The following is a 1,879-nucleotide window of genomic DNA, read 5'->3' as shown; positions in this document are numbered from 1 at the left end:
GCTCGACCCCGGCCGCCGCCTGCACATCCCGCAACCGCCCGTGCGGCAACGCCGGGTCAAGCGGCACGTACGTCCCACCCGCCTGCACCACACCGAGAACCGCCACCACGAGGTCCACGGACCGCTCGAACCACAGCCCGACCCGCGTCTCCTCCCGCACACCAGCGGCCCGCAACCCGGCCGCCACCCGAGCCACCCGCTCACCCAGCTCCGCATAGGTCAGCTCGCGGCCGTCACCACGGAGGGCGACCCGGTCGGCGAAGTCGTTGGCCGCCAACCGGAACCGCTCCGCCAGCCCGACGTACGGCCCGTCGAAGGCAGCGCCCGCGCTCCACCCGGTCACCGGTGCCGGCGTCACCTCGCGCACGAGCCGGTCGGGTCCGGCCACGGCGGTGGCGAGCACGGCCTGCAGCTGGTCGAGCAGCCGGTCCACGGTGGCCGCGTCGAACGCGCCGGTGGAGAACTCGGCCTCGATCTTGAGCGTGTCCTCCAGGTCGACGGCGAACGCGATCGGGTAGTTGACCTGCTCGATGGAGTCGAGCGCGCCGAAGCGGTCCTCGTCGTCGCTGTCCTCGTCCTCGGGCAGCAGGGCCTGCGGGTAGTTGCCGAACACGACGATGCTGTCGAAGACACCGCTGCCGCGCGGCAGGTCGGACCACCGCTTGATGTCCGACAGCGCGGTGAACTCGTAGCGCTGCACCGCGACCTGGTTCTCCTGCAGCTCTCCGAGCCAGTCGGCGAACGTGCGCTCCCACGACACCCGCACGCGCACCGGCAGCGTGTTGATGAACACGCCCACCATCGACTCGACGCCGGGCAGGTCGGCGGGGCGCCCGGACACGGTGAGGCCGTAGACGACCTCGTCGTCACCGGAGTAGGCGGCCAGCAGCAGCGCCCAGGCGGCCTGGATCACGGTCGACGGCGTGACGCGCCTGCGGCGGGCGAGGTCCATGACCGCGGTGGTGAGGTCCTGCGGCAGCTCGACGCGGCGGCGGCTCTGCGCCCAGTGGTCGCGCACCGAACGGTCGACGGGCAGCGCCGTCGGCGCGTCGAACCCGGCCAGGTAGTCCCGCCAGAACGACTCGGCCTCCGCGCGGTCGCGCTTGCCCAGCCAGGCGATGAAGTCCCGGTACGGCCGCACGGGTTCGAGCTCGGGCGTCGTGCCGCGGCACAGGGCGTCGTAGGTGGCGCCGACCTCTTCGAGGACGACGGGCACGCTCCAGCCGTCGCACAGCCCGGAGTAGAGGGCCCACACCATCCGGTGGTGGCCGGTGCCGTCGGTGATGACGTGCACGCGCATGAGCGGTGGCTTGGTGAGGTCGAAGCCCTGGGCGCGGTCGTGCGCGAGCAGCGCGTCGAGCGCGGCCTGCCGGTCGGTCACGGCGGTCCAGTCGTGCACCTCGAAGGGCACCTCGACGTCGCTCATGACGACCTGGAGCGGCTCCGGGACGCCCTCCCACACGAAACCGGTGCGCAGCACGGCGTGGCGGGCGACCACCAGCTCCCACGCGCGCCTCATGGCGCCGACGTCGAGCACCCCGTCGAATTCGTAAAGCCCCTGCGCCCAGTAGACACCTTTGTCCGATTTCGCCTCCAGGACATGAAATAGCATGCCCTGCTGCACAGGCGCCAACGGATACATGTCTTCGATCACAGATCCCCCGCCCCACTTCCACTCCCTGACGAATTTTTACACAGCTGTCACATGAAGGGTCAAGGAATGCGCAAAAAACCTATAGAACATGTGAATGGAGATCATTTGTTGCGGCCATGACACAACTTAAAATGGCATGCCGAAATAAGCATTCATGACGCCGCGTAATTCATTGCACCGGTTGCGGACCGCCGGTGCGCTGTTTGCCCCCCGGTTGTGGCGCGA

1 protein-coding gene is annotated in these 1,879 nt (G+C 69.2%); it reads right to left on the bottom strand.

The annotated features are described in order from the left end of the window. The coding region (locus ADL03_RS21035) for a condensation domain-containing protein (RefSeq protein ID WP_197288512.1) at nucleotides 1-1,612 on the bottom strand (1,612 nt) is incomplete at its 3' end. Between the last annotated feature and the right edge of the window lie 267 nt (nucleotides 1,613-1,879).

The organism is Nocardia sp. NRRL S-836, assembly GCF_001279525.1.
GTDB lineage: Bacteria > Actinomycetota > Actinomycetes > Mycobacteriales > Pseudonocardiaceae > Lentzea.
The sequence above is the reverse complement of the archived record's forward strand: the minus strand, read 5'-3'. Positions and strand labels throughout refer to the sequence as shown.